The organism is Burkholderia sp. LA-2-3-30-S1-D2, assembly GCF_001523915.2.
Classification (GTDB): domain Bacteria; phylum Pseudomonadota; class Gammaproteobacteria; order Burkholderiales; family Burkholderiaceae; genus Burkholderia; species Burkholderia diffusa.
Genome location: NZ_CP013384.1, coordinates 840,071 through 858,155, shown reverse-complemented (window position 1 = coordinate 858,155; position 18,085 = coordinate 840,071). Strand labels below are relative to the sequence as shown.

The 18,085-nt window shown below is 65.9% G+C and carries 19 protein-coding genes and 1 pseudogene; 9 read left to right on the top strand and 11 right to left on the bottom strand.

Features of this window, described 5'->3' with window-relative positions:
* The first annotated feature begins 19 nt into the window (after positions 1-19).
* Entirely contained in the window at positions 20-736 is a 717-nt protein-coding gene (locus WS66_RS16625; RefSeq protein ID WP_059603916.1) for a pseudouridine synthase, read from the top strand.
* Between the two features lie 105 nt (positions 737-841).
* Positions 842-1,030, top strand: coding sequence for a hypothetical protein (locus WS66_RS16620; protein ID WP_059603919.1), 189 nt, complete (start codon positions 842-844; stop codon positions 1,028-1,030).
* On the opposite strand, the gene WS66_RS16615 is transcribed toward WS66_RS16620, so the two are convergent.
* On the bottom strand, positions 1,013-2,050 hold the full coding sequence (locus WS66_RS16615) for an NAD-dependent epimerase/dehydratase family protein (RefSeq protein WP_059603922.1): 1,038 nt from the start codon (positions 2,048-2,050) through the stop codon (positions 1,013-1,015). The genes WS66_RS16620 and WS66_RS16615 overlap by 18 nt on opposite strands.
* A gap of 105 nt (positions 2,051-2,155) precedes the next feature.
* Here WS66_RS16615 and WS66_RS16610 point away from each other — a divergent pair, with 105 nt between their 5' ends.
* The 3 genes from WS66_RS16610 to WS66_RS16600 all read left to right on the top strand — a co-directional run bounded on the left by WS66_RS16610 (position 2,156) and on the right by WS66_RS16600 (position 5,135).
* Complete coding sequence (locus WS66_RS16610; RefSeq protein WP_059603925.1) at positions 2,156-3,187, top strand: CDP-6-deoxy-delta-3,4-glucoseen reductase; 1,032 nt, start codon at positions 2,156-2,158, stop codon at positions 3,185-3,187.
* Between the two features lie 294 nt (positions 3,188-3,481).
* A complete protein-coding gene (locus tag WS66_RS16605) occupies positions 3,482-4,666 on the top strand; it encodes an acetylornithine transaminase (protein ID WP_059603928.1) in 1,185 nt (394 codons plus the stop codon).
* Positions 4,667-4,679: 13 nt separating this feature from the next.
* The gene (locus tag WS66_RS16600) at positions 4,680-5,135 is read left to right on the top strand and encodes a GNAT family acetyltransferase (RefSeq protein WP_059603932.1); all 456 of its coding nucleotides are present in this window, start codon (positions 4,680-4,682) and stop codon (positions 5,133-5,135) included.
* A gap of 18 nt (positions 5,136-5,153) precedes the next feature.
* Here WS66_RS16600 and WS66_RS16595 read toward each other — a convergent pair whose 3' ends face one another.
* The 8 genes and pseudogenes from WS66_RS16595 to WS66_RS16560 form a co-directional block, all read right to left on the bottom strand.
* The gene (locus WS66_RS16595) at positions 5,154-5,825 is read right to left on the bottom strand and encodes a DUF2278 family protein (RefSeq protein WP_059603934.1); all 672 of its coding nucleotides are present in this window, start codon (positions 5,823-5,825) and stop codon (positions 5,154-5,156) included.
* Between the two features lie 291 nt (positions 5,826-6,116).
* Positions 6,117-6,833: an ABC transporter ATP-binding protein gene (locus WS66_RS16590; protein WP_059603937.1), complete on the bottom strand. Its 717-nt coding sequence runs from the start codon at positions 6,831-6,833 to the stop codon at positions 6,117-6,119.
* The gene (locus WS66_RS16585; protein WP_011352945.1) at positions 6,833-7,609 is read right to left on the bottom strand and encodes an ABC transporter ATP-binding protein; all 777 of its coding nucleotides are present in this window, start codon (positions 7,607-7,609) and stop codon (positions 6,833-6,835) included. Before WS66_RS16585 ends, WS66_RS16590 begins: the two co-directional genes overlap by 1 nt.
* Positions 7,610-7,633: 24 nt before the next feature.
* Positions 7,634-8,803 carry an ABC transporter permease subunit gene (locus WS66_RS16580; protein ID WP_059603940.1) on the bottom strand — a complete coding sequence of 390 codons (1,170 nt, stop codon included), beginning with the start codon at positions 8,801-8,803 and terminating at the stop codon, positions 7,634-7,636.
* A 19-nt stretch (positions 8,804-8,822) separates the two neighbouring features.
* A complete protein-coding gene (locus tag WS66_RS16575) occupies positions 8,823-9,773 on the bottom strand; it encodes a branched-chain amino acid ABC transporter permease (protein WP_059603945.1) in 951 nt (316 codons plus the stop codon).
* Between the two features lie 210 nt (positions 9,774-9,983).
* A pseudogene (locus WS66_RS16570) lies at positions 9,984-10,822 on the bottom strand (branched-chain amino acid ABC transporter).
* A gap of 270 nt (positions 10,823-11,092) precedes the next feature.
* A complete protein-coding gene (ispH, locus tag WS66_RS16565; protein ID WP_059603948.1) occupies positions 11,093-12,073 on the bottom strand; it encodes a 4-hydroxy-3-methylbut-2-enyl diphosphate reductase in 981 nt (326 codons plus the stop codon).
* A 2-nt stretch (positions 12,074-12,075) separates the two neighbouring features.
* Entirely contained in the window at positions 12,076-12,531 is a 456-nt protein-coding gene (locus WS66_RS16560; protein ID WP_059468284.1) for an FKBP-type peptidyl-prolyl cis-trans isomerase, read from the bottom strand.
* A gap of 135 nt (positions 12,532-12,666) precedes the next feature.
* On the opposite strand from WS66_RS16560, the gene radC reads away from it, so the two are divergent.
* From radC to nadB, 4 genes are all read left to right on the top strand, one after another.
* Positions 12,667-13,446: a RadC family protein gene (radC, locus tag WS66_RS16550; RefSeq protein WP_059603951.1), complete on the top strand. Its 780-nt coding sequence runs from the start codon at positions 12,667-12,669 to the stop codon at positions 13,444-13,446.
* A gap of 238 nt (positions 13,447-13,684) precedes the next feature.
* Positions 13,685-13,918, top strand: coding sequence for a 50S ribosomal protein L28 (gene rpmB / locus WS66_RS16545; RefSeq protein WP_004186391.1), 234 nt, complete (start codon positions 13,685-13,687; stop codon positions 13,916-13,918).
* A gap of 17 nt (positions 13,919-13,935) precedes the next feature.
* Complete coding sequence (gene rpmG, locus WS66_RS16540) at positions 13,936-14,103, top strand: 50S ribosomal protein L33 (RefSeq protein WP_006478046.1); 168 nt, start codon at positions 13,936-13,938, stop codon at positions 14,101-14,103.
* A gap of 180 nt (positions 14,104-14,283) precedes the next feature.
* Complete coding sequence (gene nadB / locus WS66_RS16535) at positions 14,284-15,870, top strand: L-aspartate oxidase (protein WP_059603954.1); 1,587 nt, start codon at positions 14,284-14,286, stop codon at positions 15,868-15,870.
* A gap of 91 nt (positions 15,871-15,961) precedes the next feature.
* Here the strand turns inward: nadB and nadC are convergent, their stop codons facing one another.
* The gene (gene nadC, locus WS66_RS16530) at positions 15,962-16,843 is read right to left on the bottom strand and encodes a carboxylating nicotinate-nucleotide diphosphorylase (RefSeq protein ID WP_059603955.1); all 882 of its coding nucleotides are present in this window, start codon (positions 16,841-16,843) and stop codon (positions 15,962-15,964) included.
* The gene (gene nadA, locus WS66_RS16525; protein WP_059511738.1) at positions 16,840-17,976 is read right to left on the bottom strand and encodes a quinolinate synthase NadA; all 1,137 of its coding nucleotides are present in this window, start codon (positions 17,974-17,976) and stop codon (positions 16,840-16,842) included. Before nadA ends, nadC begins: the two co-directional genes overlap by 4 nt.
* Between the last annotated feature and the right edge of the window lie 109 nt (positions 17,977-18,085).

Here is an 18,085-nt window from a genome sequence, read left to right as displayed (position 1 = left end):
TTGATAGAATGCGCGCGCTATGGATCTCGAAAGCATTCTCTACACGCAGGGCTTCGGCTCGCGCCGCCAGTGCTGCGGACTGATCGAAACGGGCCGCGTCACCGTCGCGGGCGCGAGCGCGACCGACCCCGACGCGTCGTTCGACACCGACGGCCTCGTATTCACGGTCGACGATACCGCCTGGCCGTTCCACGCCCGCGCGTATATCGCGCTCAACAAGCCGGCCGGCTACGAGTGCTCGCGCGAGCCGCAACACCATGCGAGCGTGTTCAGCCTGCTGCCCGCGCCGCTCGTCGCACGCGGCGTGCAGTGCGTCGGCCGCCTCGACCAGGACACGACGGGCCTGCTGCTGCTGTCCGACGACGGCCAGTTCGTACACGCGTACACGTCGCCGAAGCGCAAGGTGCCGAAGACCTACGTCGCGACCGTGCGCCACCCGCTCGACGACGCCCAACTGGACGCGCTGCGCGCCGGCGTGCAGCTCCACGGCGAGCCGAAGCCGATCGCGGCGGTCGCCGCCGACGCGCGCGACACGCACGCGCTCGCGCTGACCGTCCTCGAAGGCAAATATCATCAAGTGAAACGCATGGTCGCCGCGGCCAGCAATCGCGTCGAGGCGCTGCACCGCGAAAGCATCGGCGGCTTCACGCTGCCGGACGACCTGGCGCCCGGCGCGTGGCGCTGGCTCGGGGAAGACGACCTTTCAGCACTGCGCCATTCCGTCAAAACCCTGTAAGGGAAAATCCGCACGACCGTTCGGTGTCCGGCCGCGTCGCGGCCGCACGATCCCCCGCTATACTGAAATCACAAGCTGTACGAGCAGCGATGCAGGGGAGACATCATGAACATCAACCATTCTTTCGAACTGTCGTACGTGACGATCGCGTTCGCGATCGTGGGTGCCATCGTGATCGGCGGGCTGCTGGCCACGATGCACATGAGGCACAAGTATCATCCGAACCTGATCGGCGCGCTGATCGGTGCGTTGCTGTGCTTCCTGCTGATCGAGGCGTTACCGGCGCTGACCTGACGCGCCGCGTGGCGCGACCGTTTGAAGGAATTCGTCTACGGTCGGATAGCGCAACGTCACGCACAATTCGGCTTTGAGCCGCGCATTGGACAGGCGCCGCGACTCGCGCATGAACGACAGGAGCGTCGGCTCGAGCCGATGCTCGGCGTCCGCGCGACTGATCCGCGGCGGCAGCGGCAGGCCGAACGCCTGCGCGACCCGGTCGAAATACTCTCCCATCCGCAGTTCGCTGTCGTCCGACGCGTGCACGGCGCGCGCCGGCTTGCCGCGCACGGCGGCGCGCCGCAGGATCGCCGCGAGATCGTCCGCGTGGATATGGTTCGTGTAGACGTCGTCGGCCGCGTCGAGCGCCGGTGTGCCGCGCTCGAGCCGCGCGAGCGGCAGCCGGTTCGCCGCATAGATGCCGGGAATGCGCACGATGCGCGCGGACAGCACGCCGCGCACCGTCGCCGCCCGCAACTGACGCTCGGCCGACACGCGCCGGAACGCGCGCGGATTCGCGGGGCGCAGCGGCTGCGTTTCGTCGATTCGCGCCCCGCCGCAATCGCCGTATACGCCCGTCGTGCTGGCGTAGACGAGCGTCGGCGCGCGAAGGGCGTCGGGTACAATACGCGCTGCCCGCACCGGCGTGCCGGCCTGTCGGGTCGCGGCACGCAGCGTGCGGAGCCGGCCGACGGACGACACCGGCGGTGCGGATGGCCGCCGTGCAGGGACGGACAATGCGGCGATCAGCGCGCGGGTGCGGCGATCGTCGCGGCCGTCGGATTGCGGCGGCGCGAGATGCAGGATCGTGCGGGCGAGCCCCGCGAGACGTCCGAGCGTCGCCCGGCGATCGAGGTCGCCGACGATCGGCGTCGCGCCTGCCGCGCGCAATTCGTCGCAGCGGCCCGGATGGCTCGTCAGCGCGACAATGCGCAGGTTGCGGCGCGCGTCGCGCCATTGCGCGACGCAGCGCAGGCCGACGTCGCCGCAGCCGACGATCAGTACGCGCGGCCGGCGCAGGATTCGAGTCGCGATCATGTTGGTTGCGAAATCAGTAGCCACCGTTGCGCGGCGCGCAACGGGTTTGCATTGTAGCTGCCGTGCCGACACGCACGGTCCCCACATTTTGTTCTATTTGGTTCTATGGCATTCAACGTTACTCTCAAGCAAAGCGGCCGGCAGTTCCAGGTCGAGTCGGACGAAACCGTGCTGGCGGCGGCGCTGCGCCAGAACGTCCATCTGCCGTACGGATGCAAGAACGGCGCGTGCGGCTCCTGCAAGGGCCAGATCGTGTCGGGCCAGATCGAACAGGGCCCGCACGCCGCGTCGGCACTGTCCAACGACGAACGCACGCGCGGCCTCGCACTGCTCTGCTGTTCGAAGGCGCAATGCGACCTCGAGATCGACGTGCGCGAAATCGCCGGCGTCGACGGCGTGCAGGTGAAGAAGCTGCCGTGCCGGATCGCGGCGCTCGAGCGCCGCGCCGACGACGTGATGATCGTGAAGCTGCAGTTGCCCGCCAACGAGCGCCTGCAATACCTCGCGGGCCAGTACGTCGAGTTCATCCTGAAGGACGGCTCGCGCCGCAGCTACTCGATGGCGAATGCGCCGCACGAGGAAGGCCCGATCGAGCTGCACATCCGCCACATGCCGGGCGGCAAGTTCACCGACCACGTGTTCGGCGCGATGAAGGAGCGCGACATCCTGCGCTTCGAAGGCCCGCTCGGCACGTTCTTCCTGCGCGAGGATTCCGACAAGCCGATCGTGCTGCTCGCGTCCGGCACCGGCTTCGCGCCGATCAAGGCGATCATCGAGCACGTCAGGCATTCGGGCATCACGCGCCCGATGACGCTCTATTGGGGCGCACGCCGCAAGAAGGACATCTACCTCGGCGAGCTCGCCGAGCAATGGGCGCGCGAGATCCCGAACTTCAAGTACGTGCCGGTGCTGTCCGAGCCGGACGACGCCGATCAGTGGACCGGCCGCACCGGCTTCGTCCACCGCGCGGTGATCGATGACCTGCCCGATCTGTCGGGCCACCAGGTGTACGCATGCGGCGCGCCGGTGATGGTCGAATCCGCGCAGCGCGACTTCACCCAGCACCACGCGCTGCCGGCCGACGAGTTCTACGCGGACTCGTTCACGAGCGCCGCCGATCTCGCGCATCCGGTCTGAGCACCGGGCGCGCCCGCGTCCCCTCCTGCGCGCCGCCGTGACACATTCGTGGCATCGCGGCGGTTTACAGTGGGGCGCGGGATGCCTTATGCTTGCGCACATGAACCGCTTCCTGTCCGCTCTCCGACGTCGCCGCTCGCCGCTCCGCCCGGATGCCGCCGGCTCGTCACGGACTCGCGCGTAACCCTCCTCCGCTTCACCGGTTACGCACAAGCTGTTCGACCTACCAGCCACGGCCTCCCGTGGCTTTTTTATTGCCCGTTTCCTTTTCAACGTCCGCTGGAGTCTGCTGTCATGCCCCTGAACGATTACCCGATCGACTCGCTGATGTACATCACGAACCGCCCCGACATCGTGTTTACGCACGGCAAGGGTTCGTGGCTCTACGATCACACGGGCAAGCGCTATCTGGACTTCATTCAGGGCTGGGCCGTCAACAGCCTCGGCCACTGCAACGACGGCATCGTCGAAGCGCTGAAGACGCAGGCGGAGAAGCTGCTGAACCCGTCGCCCGCGTTCTACAACGAGCCGATGGCGAAGCTCGCGGGGCTGCTGACGCAGCACAGCGTGTTCGACAAGGTGTTCTTCACGAACAGCGGCGCGGAAGCCAACGAAGGCGCGATCAAGCTCGCGCGCAAGTGGGGCCGCAAGTTCAAGAACGGCGCGTACGAGATCATCACGTTCGACCACAGCTTCCACGGCCGCACGCTCGCGACGATGTCGGCCAGCGGCAAGCCGGGCTGGGACACGATCTACGCACCGCAGGTGCCGGGATTCCCGAAGGCCGAGCTGAACGACATCAACTCGGTCGAGAAGCTGATCACCGACAAGACCGTCGCGGTGATGCTCGAGCCGATTCAGGGCGAAGGCGGCGTGATTCCGGCGACGCGTGAATTCATGCAGGCGCTGCGCGCGCTGACGAAGCAGCACGACCTGCTGCTGATCGTCGACGAAGTGCAGAGCGGCTGCGGCCGCGCGGGCACGCTGTTCGCGTACGAGCTGTCCGGCATCGAGCCGGACATCATGACGCTCGCGAAGGGCATCGGCGGCGGCGCACCGCTCGGCGCGCTGCTGTCGAAGGCCGACGTCGCGGTGTTCGAGGCCGGCGACCAGGGCGGCACCTACAACGGCAACCCGCTGATGACGGCGGTCGGCTATTCGGTGATCTCGCAGCTCGTCGCGCCCGGTTTCCTCGAAGGCGTGCGCGCGCGCAGCGAATACCTGAAGCGCAAGCTGCTCGAGCTGTCGGAGGAGCGCGGTTTCGAAGGCGAACGCGGCGAAGGCCTGCTGCGCGCGCTGCTGCTCGGCAAGGACATCGGCCCGCAGATCGTCGAGAAGGCGCGCGACATGCAGCCCGATGGCCTGCTGCTGAACGCGGCGCGCCCGAACCTGCTGCGCTTCATGCCCGCGCTGAACGTCACGACCGAGGAAATCGACCAGATGATGGCGATGCTGCGGTCGATCCTCGACACGCTCTGAGGAGACCGCCGCGATGGATGCCGCCGCCGAGGCTGTTGCTATCCGCCCGTTCGAACGCGCCGACACCGGTGCCGTGCTCGCGGTTTGGCGCGACGCGTTCCCGCACTACGACGAAGCCGACGCGCCGCCGCACCGCGATCCGCTGCGATCGATCGAGCTGAAGCTCGCGACGCAGCCGGAACTGTTCTTCGTCGCGACCAGCGGCGCGCGGATCGTCGGCACGCTGATGGCGGGTTTCGACGGTCATCGCGGCTGGCTGTACTCGTTCGGCGTGTCGAACGATGCTCGGCGACTCGGCATCGGCCGCGCGCTGATCGCGCATGCGGAACGCGCGCTCGCCGCGCGCGGCTGCCTCAAGATCAATCTGCAGGTACTGCCTGGCAACGACGATGCGTGCCGCTTCTATGCGGCGCTCGGCTATCGCGTCGAGGAACGCATCTCGTTCGGCAAGACGCTGCCGGCCGCCTGACGCCGCCAGCAGCCCCCATCAGCGCGTGATCGGCCCCGCGTCCGGCAGCGGATTGCCGAGCGCGTCGGTCGGCACGGCCTGCTGCTCGAACGCCGCGAAATACGCGGCCCATTGCGTCTCGCTCACGCGCACGATCAGTGCGCCGTCCTGCCACACGTCGTTGTGATCGTTGTGGTCGTCGCCCGCGCGGTGCAGGTAGTTCGAGCCCGTCGAACCCTGGTTCATGTGCGTGTCGTGGATGCCGTTGCCTTCCGAATACGTGCGGCCGAACACGACGACGTCGAGCCCCTGCGACTGCGCGGCGTTGACGAGCCGCAGCAGAGACGGGATCGGCTCCGCGTTCTCGGTGCCGTCCATCACGGCGCTGGCGCGCCATGCCCCGGTCTCGTTCAGGATGTCGCTGCGCAGATAGTCGAGCGCCGGCAGCGCGGTTTGCCCGGTGAGATCGTTGTAGCCTTCGGCCGCGGCCGCGAGCGTCGCCGTGACCGGATGATGGAAATCGTAGACGAGCTTGTAGTTCAGCAGGTCGTCCGAGTCGTTGGTGCCGACGTTGATCGCGACGTCCCAGTCGCCGGTCGGCAATGCGAGCGTCAGGTGGATGTGATACTGGATCTCGCCGCCGTGCGGCGAGCCCTTCAGCTGCGCCACCGACGTCACCTTCGCCTTCACGAAACCGTAGTCCAGACTCATGCGTGCTCTCCGTGTCCCGATGGATCGCCCATGCTACGCAGCCCGCGTGTCGGTTTGCGGACGGCCGGTTGCGGACGGCCGGTCGCGGACGGCCGGTCGCGGACGGCCTGCTACCGAGTCGCGCACCGCATGGGCGGCGTCACCGCCGAATAAATGGAGTCGCCTCCGCACGCACAGTTCGTCGCCGGGCGCGCCGCACGAAAAAAAAAGCTGTCACGGCATCCCGTGACAGCCTTTCGAAAGCCCTTGTGCGGCGCGCCGGCATCCGCCGCCGCGCCACACCGGGCCCGCTCATTCACCCAGATACGCGGCCCGCACCTTCGGATCGTCGAGCATCTGCTTCGCATCGCCTTCCATCGTGACCACACCCGAGTCCATCACATAACCGCGGTCGGCCGCCTGCAGCGCGAGGCGTGCGTTCTGCTCGACCAGCAGCACCGTGATGCCCTCCTTCGAGATCTCGCGAACCACTTCGAAGATCTTCTCGACCATGATCGGCGACAGCCCCATCGACGGCTCGTCGAGCAGCAGCAGCTTCGGCTTGCTCAGGATCGCGCGCGACATCGCCAGCATCTGCTGCTCGCCGCCCGACAGCGTGCCCGCGAGCTGCGTCGCACGCTCCTTGAGACGCGGGAAGAAGCCGAACATCCGGTCGACGTCCTTCTTGATCTGCTCCTTGTCGTTGCGCAGGTACGCGCCCATCTGCATGTTCTCGATGATCGACATCCGCGCGAAGATCCCGCGGCCTTCCGGCACCATCGCGAGCCCGCGTTTGAGCAGCTCGTGCGACGGCACGCCCTTGATCGACTTGCCGTCGTACTCGATGTCACCCGCCGAATACGGCTTGAGACCCGTGATCGCCTTCATCGTCGTGGTCTTGCCGGCACCGTTCGCGCCAATCAGCGTCACGAGTTCGCCCTGGCGGACTTCCATGTCAACGCCCTTGACGGCCTGGATGCCGCCGTAGTTGACCTGCAAGCCCTTGATTTTCAACATTGCCGCTGCCATCAGTGCACCCCTGCGCCGAGATATGCCTCAATCACCTTCGGATTCTTCTGCACGTCCTGCGGCAGACCCTCGGCGATCACCTTGCCGTAATCGAGCACCGTCATCCGGTTGCACAGCCCCATCACGAGCTTCACGTCGTGCTCGATCAGGAGAATCGTGCGGCCGTCCGAGCGGATCTTGTCGAGCAGGCGCGTGAGTTCGACCTTCTCGGTCGCGTTCATCCCGGCCGCCGGCTCGTCGAGCGCGAGCAGCTTCGGGTCGGTCGCCAGCGCGCGTGCGATTTCCAGCCGGCGCTGGTGGCCGTACGACAGGTTGCGCGACGTGTAGTCCGCGTACTGCAGCACGCCCACGTACTCGAGCAGCTCGATCGCGCGCTCCTTGATCTCACGCTCTTCCTGGCGTTCCGCCGGCGTCTGGAACACCGCGCCGAGCAGCCCGTGCTTGGTCCGCACGTGGCGGCCCACCATCACGTTCTCGAGCGCGGTCATCCCGCCGAACAGTCGAATGTTCTGGAACGTGCGCGCGATGCCCGTCTTCGCGACCTGGTGCACCGCGGTCGGTTTGTATTCCGTGCCGTCGAGCTTGAACTCGCCGGAGTCCGGCGTGTAAAGGCCCGTGATCACGTTGAAGAACGTCGTCTTGCCGGCGCCGTTAGGGCCGATCAGGCCGTAGATCTCGCCTTCCTTGATCTCGAGGCCGACGTCGGACAGTGCCTGCAAGCCGCCGAAGCGCTTGTTCACGCCTTTGACGGACAGTCGGATTTGCTTGTCGCTCATGTGTGATATCCCCTTGTCCGTTGGTTAAGCGCGCACCGGCTTCTTGCTGTTGCGCTTCGCCAGTTTCGCGATCTTGTCCTCATGCTTCGGTGCCGGCCACAGGCCTTCCGAGCGGTACAGCATGATGATGACCATCGCGAGGCCGTACAGCGCCTGACGGATCACTTCGGTATCGACGATGTCGTGACCGAAGATCGCATGCTGCAGCGGGCTCATCGTCGAGCGCAGGAATTCCGGGAAGATCGCGAGCAGCACCGCGCCCAGGATCACGCCCGGGATGTGGCCCATGCCGCCGAGCACCACGCAGGCGAGCACGACGATCGATTCCCAGAACGTGAACGACTCGGGCGACACGAAGCCCTGGAACGCGCCGAACATCGAGCCCGACAGGCCGCCGAACGACGCGCCCATCGCGAACGCGAGCAGCTTCACGTTACGGGTGTTGATGCCCATCGCCTTCGCCGCGATTTCGTCCTCGCGGATCGCGGCCCAAGCGCGGCCGATACGCGAGTGCTGCAGGCGCGTACACACCCAGATCACCAGCAGCGAGCACAGCACGAACAGGTAGTAGTACATGTACACGGACGGCAGCTGGAAGCCGAACAGCGAGTGCGTCTGCGACAGGTTGAAGCCGCCGATGTGCACCGGATCGATGCCCGTGATCCCCTTCGGGCCGTTGGTGATGTTCACCGGACGGTCGAGGTTGTTCATGAAGATCCGGACGATTTCACCGAAGCCGAGCGTGACGATCGCCAGGTAGTCGCCGCGCAGGCGCAGCGTCGGCGCGCCGAGCAGGATCCCGAAGGTCGCCGCCAGCGCCATCGCGATCGGCACGATGATCAGGAACGGGATGTGCAGGCCGTTCGGCGCGATCGCCGCGATCCACTCGAACTGCGAGGTCAGGTGCGGCGAGCTCAGCAGTGCCGCCGTATACGCGCCCACCGCGTAGAACGCGATGTAGCCGAGGTCGAGCAGGCCGGCGAAGCCGACCACCACGTTCAGCCCCAGCGCGAGCATCACGTACAGCATCGCGAAGTCGAGCACGCGGACCCAGTAATTGCCGCCTGCCGAGCCGATGATGATCGGCGCCGCGATCACGAAGGCCGCGGTCAGGATGCCGATGATGACGGTCTTGGCCGTGTTGCGTTCTTCGACGAGCGACGTCGAGGATTCGATCGGTTGAATGGATGTCATGTTGTTTGCTCCCCTTCCGTTACGCGCGGTCCGCGACACGTTCGCCCAGCAGGCCCGACGGACGGAACACCAGCACGATGATCAGCACGACGAATGCGAACACGTCCTGGTAGTTACTGCCGAATACGCCGCCCGTGAGGTCGCCGATGTAGCCCGCGCCGAGCTGCTCGATCAGGCCGAGCACCACGCCGCCGACCATCGCGCCGCCGAGGTTGCCGATCCCGCCGAGCACCGCCGCCGTGAACGCCTTCATGCCGGGGATGAAGCCCATGTAGAAGTGCACGTTGCCGTATTCGGACGCGATCATCACGCCGGCCAGCGCGGCGAGCGCGGAGCCGATCATGAACGTCGCCGAGATCACGAAGTTCGGGTTCACGCCCATCAGGCTCGCGGTGTTCGGGCTTTCGGCGATCGCACGCATCGCGCGGCCGAGCTTGGTCTTGTGCACGAGCAGCAGGAGACCTGCCATCACGATGAACGCCACCGCGATGATCACGATTTCAGTCACCGAGATCACGGCGCCGGGCGTCGTGTCGGTCGCCTTGATCACGTTGATCGGATCGGTCGGCAGCAATTGCGGGAACGGCAGCGGGTTGCGCGACCAGATGATCATCGCGGCCGTCTGCAGCAGGATCGACACGCCGATCGCGGTGATCAGCGGGGCGAGACGCGGCGCGCGGCGCAGCGGCCGGTACGCGACACGCTCGATCGTGTAGCCCACGCATGCGCAGACGACCGCGGCGATGCCAAGGCCGATCGTCAGCGTCGCGACGTTGCCGAGTCCAGGGAAGTGGTTCTGCAGCACGGTGATCGCCGACAGGGCGACCATCGCGCCGATCATCAGCACGTCGCCGTGCGCGAAGTTGATGATGCCGAGAATGCCGTACACCATCGTGTAGCCCAACGCGATGATGGCGTAGACACTGCCGAGCACCAGCCCGTTGAGGATCTGCTGGATGAAAATATCCATTTAAAGCTCCTTGGCCCATGCTGCCGGAGGACGTTGCGCCCCGCGGGTAAGCGAGGAATCGCGCCTTCTCGGCGACACTGCGGGTACTAGTCGATACCGGTAAGGGTGGATCGTCCCGGCGCGCGCCGCCCGGCCTGTACGGCCGGACCTGCCGCCGGAGCGGATACAGAACGGCACCGCACTGTTTCGGTGCCATCATGAGTCCCGTCGCTAAATCGTCACGACATCGAGGACGGTGTACTTGGCCTCCTTGAAGTCGTAAGGCACGTGCCGCAACGGCCGGTGTCCGGTTTCCCGAACGCCATGCCTTTTTCCGTCCGGGCCGGGACGAACCCTGCATCCGGACAGATCAGGTTGCGCGCCGCGTCGCCCGCGGGCTCGACCACCTTGGCGACGCACATGCCGTTGTCGCCAAGGGTTTGCGCTCCGATGCCGGACGCCGTCGCCTGCGCTGCAAGCGGGCCGTCCGCCGCCACCCCCGCGGCGCCCGAACCGGCATCGCGAAGGTGGCGCCCGACTCTCGTCAGGACTGCGTCGGAATCCGTGAAACGAAGCAGACCGCCCGCCGCGACGCGATGGGTCGCGGCGACACGCTGTTTCGTCGAATCGAAATGAAAGGGGGCCCGTGACATTTGCACGTCGCCTGCGTTGCCCCGAAACCCGGGCGTCCGTCGTTCGACGCGCCCTGCCGTTGCCGCATCGCGGTCCGCGGCTCGTTGTCGGACAATCTGCAGGCCCGTCGCCCGGTCGATGGCGGCGGCGCCGGCGCGTGCTGCCTGCCGTACCGAATGCATGCCGATCTTCGAGCCCTGCGCGTTGATTTCCTCGATCGCCAAACGTGCCCCGTAGTCCTTGTCACTGTCCGATTGCGCAATGCGGCACACCAACGGCACCGCACGACCGGTTCCGGCAGCGCGCACGTCGCTGGCTGCCAGTGCTGCGCGTGCCGCAGCGTCCCTGCCCGCCTCGTCGTCGCTCTTTTTGCTGCAGCCGGCAGTCATTGCAACCGGTGCGGCGACGGACATGGCGTAAGCCAACTTCACATGCATCGAGTAGGTCTCCCGCGCCTTGCCAAAACCCGATTTCAAAGCCATTCCGGCCTGAAAACGGGCGCATTGTAACTCCATTTATAGGACGCCAATAATCCTGATTCGATGGGGTTTTCCTGCATTGCAACCAATTTTGAGAGGCGGTTCGGCGCGGCGATAGCAACCGGGTTGCACCATTGATGTGAATAATGGTTGCGATCTCGTTTTCGCAACGCAAAAAAAAGCGCGCCAAACGGCGCGCTTCGGGGTATCGCGGGTGCGATGCGGCAATCAGGCGGCAGGCGGCAGGTTCAGCCCGCGCGGCAGCGGAAACGACACGTTTTCCTCGATGCCTTCGAGTGCGCGGACGTTGCGCACACCCAGCTCGCGCAGCCGCGCGATCACGGCCTGGGCGAGCACTTCCGGCGCCGATGCCCCGGCCGTCACGCCGATGCGGCGCTTGCCGGCGACCCATGCCGGATCGATCTGGTCCGGTGCGTCGACCATGTACGCGGCCACGCCACGCTTCTCGGCCACTTCACGCAGCCGGCTCGAATTCGAGCTGTTCGGGCTGCCGACGACGATCACGACGTCGCACTGCGGCGCCATGAACTTCACCGCATCCTGGCGGTTCTGCGTCGCGTAGCAGATGTCCTGTTTCTTCGGTTCGCGAATCTTCGGATACTTCGCCTTCAGCGCGCCGATGATCTCGGCGGCGTCGTCGACGGACAGTGTCGTCTGCGTGACGAGTGCGATGCGCTCGGGATCGGCGAGCTCGAGCTTCTGCACGTCCTCGACGCTTTCGACGAGATGCATGCCGCGCTCGACCTGCCCCATCGTGCCCTCGACTTCCGGGTGGCCCTTGTGGCCGATCATCACGATGTCGACACCGTCCTGGCGCATCTTCGCCACTTCGACGTGCACCTTCGTGACGAGCGGGCACGTTGCGTCGTAAATGCGCAACCCGCGCACGTCCGCCTCGTCGCGCACGGCCTTCGACACGCCGTGCGCGCTGAAGATCACGGTGTTGCCGGCCGGCACTTCCTCGAGTTCCTCGACGAAGATCGCGCCTTTCTTCTTCAGATCCTCGACCACGTACTTGTTGTGGACGATCTCGTGACGGACGTAGATCGGCGCACCGTGCATCGCGATCGCGCGCTCGACGATCTCGATCGCACGATCGACGCCCGCGCAGAAGCCCCGCGGCTGGGCCAGCAGGATTTCGGCATCGGCGGCGACGGTCTGCCCGGACAGCGTATCGGTGGTGCTCATGATTACAGGATTCCGATGATTTTCACTTCGAACGTGAGCGCTTGGCCCGCGAGCGGATGATTGAAGTCGAACAGCGCCGAGGTTTCGCTGACTTCCTTCAGCACCCCTGCATAGCGGCCGCCGTCCGGCGCGTTGAACTCGATCAGGTCGCCCGGCGTGAAATCGTCGCCGACCATCCCGTTCTCGCGCAGCGTCGACAGCGTCACGCGCTGGAGCATGTCGGGATTGCGGGGACCGAACCCCTGCTCGGGCGTTAGCTGATAAGTCGAATGGTCGCCCACCCTGAGCCCGATCAGAATCTGTTCCAGCGAGGGCGCCAGTTGCCCCGCGCCGAGCAGCAGCGTGGCGGGCTTGTCGGAGAAGGTGTTGACGATGTCGGCGCCGTCGGCCAACGCAAGCCGGTAATGCAGCGTGACATGGGAACCGGGCTTCACTTCGGATAGGTCGATGATGCTCATGAATGACTCGTGTTCGTCGGCGCCCGAACTGGCCGAAAGGCCCGGCGCAAAGCCAATATTGTAAGTCACCTGAGCGCGCAAGGCTGAAAGTGCGACGACATCGCGCCCGCGCACGCCGCCAATGGAGTCTGGATCATGCCGTCACCCTGTCTCGCCGCCCCGGCGACCGAATGTCGCGACATCGCCGATGCGCCCGTCGCTCCGGCCCGCCGCATCGACGCAGCCACGCCGCCGCGCACGCGCCGCCCGCGAAACTGGAAACCCCATCTGCCGCGCGAGCGTTTGCTGGAACGCGGGCCGGCCGCGCTGACCGACGCGGAGCTGATCGCGCTGCTGCTCGGCACGGGCGGCGGCGGCCACGACGTGTTCGCCAGCGCCCGCGCGCTGCTCGCACGTTTCGGCGACTCGCTGCGCAACATGCTCGACGCGGAGCCCGGCGCGTTCGCCATGCACCCCGGCATCGGCCCCGCTCGCTCGGCGGTACTGATCGCGGTGACCGAGATCGTTCAGCGCGCGCTGGCCGAGAAAGCCCGCGAGCGGATGCAGATCGGCTCGCCAGGCGCGGTCGAGGACTATCTGCGGCTCAGGATCGGCACGCGTCCGCACGAAGTATTCATCACGCTGTACCTGGACGCCCGTCATGGCCTCATCGACGTTGAAGAGAGCGCCCGCGGCTCGCTGACGCGGATGGTCGTCTATCCGCGCGAGATCGTGCGGCGCGCGCTCATGCTGAATGCCGCTGCGCTGATCATCGCGCACAATCACCCGTCCGGCGCGGTGCAGCCCAGCGCGGAAGATCGTCGCCTGACGCGCATGCTGCACGAAGCGCTCACGCTCGTCGACGCGAAGCTGCTCGATCACGTCGTCGTCGGCACCGACGATACATTTTCGTTCGCACGCGCCGGTTGGCTGTAGACTGTGGCCCGGCGACCCGCCCCGGGGTCTCCGCAACGACGAAGCGAAATTGGGTTTGATTTTTCTGAACTTTTTCTGCTAGAATCGTCGTCTGTCTTTTTTCCAACCAGTTCTAGCCATCGAAGGGCCTTGTCTGTAAAGGCTTCGGCGTTCTGAGTGCAGCCATGGATCACGTGGCGGTACGATGGAACCTTCATCGGCGATCGAACCCCGAATTTAGCGTATTAGGAGTGCTCTCATGGCACGCGTATGCCAAGTAACTGGGAAAGCGCCGATGAGCGGCAACAACGTTTCCCACGCCAACAACAAGACGAAGCGCCGCTTCCTCCCGAACCTGCAAAACCGCCGGTTCTGGGTGGAGAGCGAAAACCGCTGGGTGCGCCTGCGCGTTTCGAACGCCGGCCTGCGCCTGATCGACAAGAACGGCATCGATTCCGTGCTCGCTGACCTGCGCGCACGCGGCGAAGCCTAAGCCCAAGGAGCACAATCATGGCAAAAGGCGCACGCGACAAGATCAAGCTGGAGTCGACCGCTGGTACGGGTCACTTCTACACGACCACGAAGAACAAGCGCAACATGCCGGAAAAGATGGCGATCAAGAAGTTCGATCCCGTCGTCCGCAAGCATGTGGAATACAAAGAAACCAAGATCAAGTAATCTCCGGTTTCTGCCAGCCTGACGGCGACCAAAAAGCCCCGCACATGCGGGGCTTTTTGTTTTGCGCGCACGCGTGGGGTTTTGCGCGCACGCGCGAGCCCGACGCGGTATGCTCTCCTCTTTCCCCGGCCACGGCCGGCGGAACGCACAAGAGCTAAAGCGTAACGATGGAGATGCAGCATGAAATTCGACGTGGCGATCGTCGGCAGCGGCCTGGCAGGGCTGTCGGTCGCACTCAACCTGGCCAGCACGCGACGTGTCGCGCTGATCGCTAAACGTTCGATGATGGAGGGGGCAAGCGATCACGCGCAAGGCGGCATTGCGGCCGTCCTCGATTCGGCGGACAGCATCGAGAACCACGTCGACGACACGCTGGTCGCCGGCGGCGGGCTGTGCGACGAAGGCGCGACGCGCTACATCGTCGAGCACGGCCGCGAAGCGATCGAATGGCTGATTTCGCAGGGCGTGCCGTTCACGAAGGACGATGCGGCCGAACTCGGTTTCCATCTGACGCGCGAAGGCGGCCATAGCCACCGCCGAATCATCCACGCGGCCGACGCAACCGGCCATGCGGTGCTCGCGACGCTGTCCGACCGCGCGCGCCAGCATCCGAACATCACGTTCTTCGAAAACCACCATGCGATCGACCTGATCACGTCGGACCGGCTCGGGCTGCCCGGCCGCCGCTGTCACGGGCTGTATGCGCTCGACGTCGACAACGATCGCACGATCACGATCGAGGCGCCGCACACGGTACTCGCGACCGGCGGCGCCGGCAAGGTCTACCTGTACACGACGAACCCCGACACCGCGACCGGCGACGGCATCGCGATGGCGTGGCGCGCGGGCTGCCGCGTGTCGAACATGGAATTCATCCAGTTCCACCCGACCTGCCTGTTCCATCCGTACGCGAAATCGTTCCTGATTTCGGAAGCCGTGCGCGGCGAAGGCGGCCTGCTGAAACTGCCGGATGGCACGCGCTTCATGCCCGCGCACGATCCGCGCGCGGAACTCGCGCCGCGCGACATCGTCGCGCGCGCGATCGACTTCGAGATCAAGAAGCGCGGGATCGACTGCGTGTATCTCGACATCAGCCATCAGCCCGAAGCATTCCTGCGCGAACACTTCCCGACGATCCACGCGCGCTGCCTCGAATTCGGCATCGACATCGCGAAGCAGCCGATTCCGGTCGTGCCGGCCGCGCACTACACGTGCGGCGGCGTCGTCACCGACCTCGCGGGACGCACCGATCTCGCGGGCCTGTATGCGGTCGGCGAGACGTCGTACACAGGGCTGCACGGCGCGAACCGGCTCGCGAGCAATTCGCTGCTCGAATGCCTTGTGATCGGCCGCGCGGCGGCCGAGGCGATCGAGGCCGCCGGCTTCGACGCCGAAACGCCGGGCACGCTGCCCGCATGGGACGAAAGCCGCGTGTCGGATGCGGACGAGGAAGTCGTCGTCGCGCACAACTGGGACGAACTGCGCCGGCTGATGTGGAACTACGTCGGCATCGTACGCACCGACAAGCGTCTCGAGCGTGCGAAGCATCGTTTGTCGCTGCTGCGCGACGAGATCCACGAGTACTACGCAAACTTTCGCGTGACGCGCGACCTGCTCGAACTGCGCAATCTCGTCGACGTCGCGACACTGATCGTGAAGAGCGCGTACTCGCGCCGCGAAAGCCGCGGGCTGCACTACAGCCGCGACTGGCCGCACACGCTGCCGAAGGCGCTGCCGAGCGTGCTCACGCCCCGCTCGCGCCGCTGAGCGGCAGGCCCTTCCCGGCTTGAGGCCCACAAAAAAGCCGCTGGCGTTTGCGCGCCAGCGGCTTTTTTTCGTCAGACGGACTATCGCGCGGTCAGTCGACGATCCGCATCGAATAGTCGGTCGCGCGCACGTCCTTCGTCAGCGCGCCGATCGAGATGCGGTCGACGCCCGTCTCCGCGAACGTGCGCACCGTGTCGAAATTGACACCGCCCGACACTTCGAGCACGGCCTTGCCGGTCGCGACACGCACCGCTTCGCGCATCATGTCGAGCGTGAAGTTGTCGAGCAGCACCGATTGCGCGCCGTGCGCAAGCGCCGTGTCGAGCTGCGCGAGCGTCTCGACCTCGACCTGCACCGGCACGCCTGAATCAAGGGCGAACGCCGCATCGAGCGCTTCGCCGACGCCGCCGGCTGCCGCAATGTGGTTTTCCTTGATCAGGATGCCGTCGTACAGCGCGAGACGCTGGTTCTCGCCGCCACCGACCCGCACCGCGTACTTCTGCGCGAGCCGCAGGCCCGGCAGCGTCTTGCGCGTATCGAGAATCTTCGCGCGCGTGCCTTCGACGCGATCGACGTAACGACGCGTTGCGGTCGCGACGCCCGACAGCAGTTGCAGGAAGTTCAGCCCGTTGCGCTCGGCCGTCAACAGCGCGCGCGCCGGTCCTTCGAGTTCGCAGACCGTCGAATCCGGCGTCATCCGGTCGCCTTCGCGATACCGCCACTGCACGACGATCGACGGATCGATGCGCGAGATGACGGCCTCAAACCACGGCACGCCACACAACACCGCTTCCTCACGCACGATGATGCGCGCACGGCGCCGCTCCCCGGCCGGCACGAGTCGCCCGGTCTGGTCACCGGTGCCGACGTCTTCGGCGATCGCATCGGCGACGTTGCGTGCGATCGCTTCGTCGAATGCCGCGCCGTATTGTGCGCGCACGGCTTCGAACAGTGGAGAAACTGCGCCGATCATGCAGCCCCCACGTTCGCGAACAGTTGCTGATCGCGCTGCAGATCGCCGCTCGCCTGCACGCGCTTCTTGTGCGCCGCTGCGAAATCGAGCATCCGGTCGATCGGCAGTCGCGCGCGCGCGCCGATCGCGGGATCGACGAAGATCTCGTTGTGACCGCGCTCGAGCACGTCGGCGAGGTTCGCGAGGCCGTTCATCGCCATCCACGGGCAATGGGCGCAGCTCTTGCAGGTCGCGCTGTTGCCGGCCGTCGGCGCGGCGATGAAGGTCTTGCCGGGCGCCGCGAGCTGCATTTTGTGCAGGATGCCGAGGTCGGTCGCGACGATGAAGTGCGTCGCGTCGAACTTCACGGCTGCGTCGATCAGTTGCGTCGTCGAGCCGACGACGTCCGCCTGCGCGACGACGTTTTCCGGCGACTCGGGATGCACGAGCACCTTCGCGTCCGGATACTCGGCGCGCAGCAGGTCGAGCTCGATGCCCTTGAATTCGTCGTGGACGAGGCACGAACCTTGCCACAACAGCATGTCCGCGCCGGTTTTCTTCTGGATGTAGCTGCCGAGATGGCGATCGGGTGCCCAGATGATCTTCTCGCCCCGTGCGTGCAGATCAGCGACGATCTCGAGGCCGATCGACGACGTGACCATCCAGTCGGCGCGCGCCTTCACGGCGGCGCTGGTGTTTGCGTAGACGACGACGGTGCGATCGGGATGCGCATCGCAGAACGCGGAGAATTCGTCGACCGGGCAACCGAGATCGAGCGAGCAGGTCGCGTCGAGATCGGGCATCAGTACGCGTTTCCCGGGGCTCAGGATCTTGGCGGTTTCGCCCATGAAGCGCACGCCGGCGACGACGAGCGTCTGTGCGTCGTGGTCGCGGCCGAAGCGGGCCATTTCAAGCGAATCGGCGACGCAGCCGCCGGTTTCGTCGGCCAGTTCCTGCAGCTCGGCATCCACGTAGTAGTGAGCGACGAGCACGGCCTTTTCACGTGCGAGCAGCGCCTTGATGCGCGCCTTCAGGGCGGCGCGTTCTTCGGCCGACGGTGCATCGGGCACCTTGGCCCACGCTTGCCCGACGCCACAGACGGTTCCTGCCGAGACCGGCCGGTCGTACTCGACGGATTTGATCGTCGATTGCATCTCCATATCTCCTGTCGGCCCGAGTTAGTGCTTTAGCACTTACTCGGGCCCCATGCTTCGCGGTCGGCCCGAGTCAGCGTTTCAGCGCGCACTCCAGCCCCATCCTCTA

Bases quoted from the DNA above. Each gene is read 5' to 3' on its own strand.
- WS66_RS16625 (WP_059603916.1), top strand. From the start codon at position 20: ATGGATCTCGAAAGCATTCTCTACACGCAGGGCTTCGGCTCGCGCCGC.
- WS66_RS16620 (WP_059603919.1), top strand. From the start codon at position 842: ATGAACATCAACCATTCTTTCGAACTGTCGTACGTGACGATCGCGTTC.
- WS66_RS16615 (WP_059603922.1), bottom strand. From the start codon at position 2,050: ATGATCGCGACTCGAATCCTGCGCCGGCCGCGCGTACTGATCGTCGGC.
- WS66_RS16610 (WP_059603925.1), top strand. From the start codon at position 2,156: ATGGCATTCAACGTTACTCTCAAGCAAAGCGGCCGGCAGTTCCAGGTC.
- WS66_RS16605 (WP_059603928.1), top strand. From the start codon at position 3,482: ATGCCCCTGAACGATTACCCGATCGACTCGCTGATGTACATCACGAAC.
- WS66_RS16600 (WP_059603932.1), top strand. From the start codon at position 4,680: ATGGATGCCGCCGCCGAGGCTGTTGCTATCCGCCCGTTCGAACGCGCC.
- WS66_RS16595 (WP_059603934.1), bottom strand. From the start codon at position 5,825: ATGAGTCTGGACTACGGTTTCGTGAAGGCGAAGGTGACGTCGGTGGCG.
- WS66_RS16590 (WP_059603937.1), bottom strand. From the start codon at position 6,833: ATGGCAGCGGCAATGTTGAAAATCAAGGGCTTGCAGGTCAACTACGGC.
- WS66_RS16585 (WP_011352945.1), bottom strand. From the start codon at position 7,609: ATGAGCGACAAGCAAATCCGACTGTCCGTCAAAGGCGTGAACAAGCGC.
- WS66_RS16580 (WP_059603940.1), bottom strand. From the start codon at position 8,803: ATGACATCCATTCAACCGATCGAATCCTCGACGTCGCTCGTCGAAGAA.
- WS66_RS16575 (WP_059603945.1), bottom strand. From the start codon at position 9,773: ATGGATATTTTCATCCAGCAGATCCTCAACGGGCTGGTGCTCGGCAGT.
- ispH (WP_059603948.1), bottom strand. From the start codon at position 12,073: ATGAGCACCACCGATACGCTGTCCGGGCAGACCGTCGCCGCCGATGCC.
- WS66_RS16560 (WP_059468284.1), bottom strand. From the start codon at position 12,531: ATGAGCATCATCGACCTATCCGAAGTGAAGCCCGGTTCCCATGTCACG.
- radC (WP_059603951.1), top strand. From the start codon at position 12,667: ATGCCGTCACCCTGTCTCGCCGCCCCGGCGACCGAATGTCGCGACATC.
- rpmB (WP_004186391.1), top strand. From the start codon at position 13,685: ATGGCACGCGTATGCCAAGTAACTGGGAAAGCGCCGATGAGCGGCAAC.
- rpmG (WP_006478046.1), top strand. From the start codon at position 13,936: ATGGCAAAAGGCGCACGCGACAAGATCAAGCTGGAGTCGACCGCTGGT.
- nadB (WP_059603954.1), top strand. From the start codon at position 14,284: ATGAAATTCGACGTGGCGATCGTCGGCAGCGGCCTGGCAGGGCTGTCG.
- nadC (WP_059603955.1), bottom strand. From the start codon at position 16,843: ATGATCGGCGCAGTTTCTCCACTGTTCGAAGCCGTGCGCGCACAATAC.
- nadA (WP_059511738.1), bottom strand. From the start codon at position 17,976: ATGCAATCGACGATCAAATCCGTCGAGTACGACCGGCCGGTCTCGGCA.